Raw genomic sequence first — 1,999 nt, 5'->3', positions numbered from 1 at the left:
GGCGACCCACACCTGGCCGCGCGGGGGCGGGGCAGCTGGTGAGCACAACCCCCTCCGTCGTGGCGCTTGCTGCGACCCTACCAGGGACCTTGTGCTTGGGGGGCGTGGTGCCGGGCACCACGCCCCTCATCTGCAGTTGGCCGCCGTAGCCGCGTGGGATGTCACGGGGTGGGGAGTTGGAGGGTTTGGATCGGGGCTTGCTCCTTGGACAGCGGTAGTTGGTAGCGCTGGGTCAGGAAGGACGCGATGTTGTGGAACAGGGGCGCCGCCGACGAGCCCTCCTGGGTTCCGTAGGCCGGGCGGTCGAGCATCAGGCCGATCACGAAGCGGGGGCTGTCCGCCGGGACGACTCCCGCGAAGGTGATCCAGTGCTTCGAGTTGCTGTAGCACTTGCAGGCCGGGTCGTACTGCTGGGCCGTGCCCGTCTTGCCGGAGACCTGGTAGCCCGGCAGCGCCGCGCCCGGGCCGGTGCCGTTGTTCGGTTTCGGGCCCTCCTGGACCACCGACCGCAGCATGTCCTTCACCGTGTGCGCGGTTTCCGGGCTGACCACGCGGACGCCCTCCGGGCGGGGGCGTTCGACGCGGTTGCCGTCCGGGCCGATCTCCGCGGAGATGATCCGCGGCGGCACTCGGACACCGTCGTTGGCGATCGCCTGGTACATGCTGGCCATCTGCAGCACGGTCATCGAAAGGCCCTGGCCGATCGGCAGGTTCCCGAACGACGAGCCGGACCACTGGTCGGGCGGCGGGAGGGTTCCACCGCTCTCGCCCGGCAGTCCGACGCCGGTGCGCTGGCCCAGCCCGAAGTTGCGGGCGAAGTCGTACCAGCGCTGCTCGCCGAGCTGCTGGGCGGCCATCAGGGTGCCGACGTTGGAGGACTTGCCCAGCACACCGGTGAAGGTCAGCGGGATGGTGCCGTGCTGCCACGCATCGCTGACGGTGCGGTCCGCGACCTTGATGCTGCCCGGCACCTGGAGCACCGTGTCGGGCTTCATGATCCCGTCCTCGATCGCCCCGGCCGCGGTGATCAGCTTGGCCACCGAACCCGGCTCGTAGGGCGTGGTCACCGCCGGGTTGCCGATGTCCTCGCCCCACTGGCCGTTCGGGTCGAAGGTCTTGTCGTTGGCCAGCGCGTAGACCTCACCGGTCTTGGCGTCCAGCACCACCGCGCTGGCGTTCTTGGCCTGCGCCGTGCGGGCGTAGTCGGCGAGTTCGCGCTGCAGCATGAACTGCACGTCGGAGTCGATGGTCAACTCCACGTTGGACCCCGGAACCGCCGGCTCCAGCTCCCGGGTGCCGGGGATGACCAGGTTCGAGCCGAGCGCGGTGTCGGAGACCTGCTGGCCGTCCTTGCCCGCCAGCACCGAGTCCATCGAGGACTCCAGCCCGATCTGGCCGCGCAGCTTGCCGGGGACCTCGTCCTTGCGCCAGTTCGCCGCACCGATGATGTTCGCCGCCAGATCACCGCCCGGGTACTCGCGGGTGGCCTGGTACTCCGAGCCGATCTGCGGGTACTTCGTGGTGATCTCCCGCGCCTTGCCCGGGTCGATCTTGGGGCCGAAGTAGGTGAACCCGACGTCGCGGAACAGCGCGTCGAGCACCTCCTGCTCGGTGATCACGCCCGGCAGCTCCTGCGCGATGAAGCGCGCGATCTCCTGCTTGTACTCGGCCGCGGTCGGCTTGCTCGGGTCTTTCGCGTGCTGCTCGTCGAGCTCCTTGTTGAGCAGGCGCGGGTTGGCGTAGAGCTGCCGGGCCTCGCTGCTGAACGCCAGCACGTTGCCGCCGCGGTCCATGATGGACCCGCGCTCGGCCGGGATGACCGAGCGGTCCAACCGCTGCTTCAAGGCCTGTTCGGACAGCGCGCTGGCTTCGAAACCCTGCACCTGGATCAGCTTCGCGCTGGCGAGCACCAGCGCGACCACCATCAGCAGCCGCCCCACGCGCAGCCGCCGGTTGCTGCCGGCGACGTTGGTGCGCGCGGTGCGGCCGCGGATGATCC

At 69.7% G+C, this 1,999-nt stretch carries 1 protein-coding gene; it reads right to left on the bottom strand.

Annotated elements, in window-relative coordinates:
• Positions 1–161: 161 nt before the first annotated feature.
• Entirely contained in the window at positions 162–1,997 is a 1,836-nt protein-coding gene (locus ABTZ89_RS38280) for a peptidoglycan D,D-transpeptidase FtsI family protein (protein WP_351054300.1), read from the bottom strand.
• Positions 1,998–1,999: the final 2 nt, after the last annotated feature.

The organism is Saccharopolyspora sp. NPDC002686 (assembly GCF_040295745.1).
Taxonomy (GTDB): domain Bacteria; phylum Actinomycetota; class Actinomycetes; order Mycobacteriales; family Pseudonocardiaceae; genus Saccharopolyspora; species Saccharopolyspora oryzae.
Note: the sequence above shows the minus strand (reverse complement) of the source record. Positions and strands in the feature narration are given on the sequence as shown.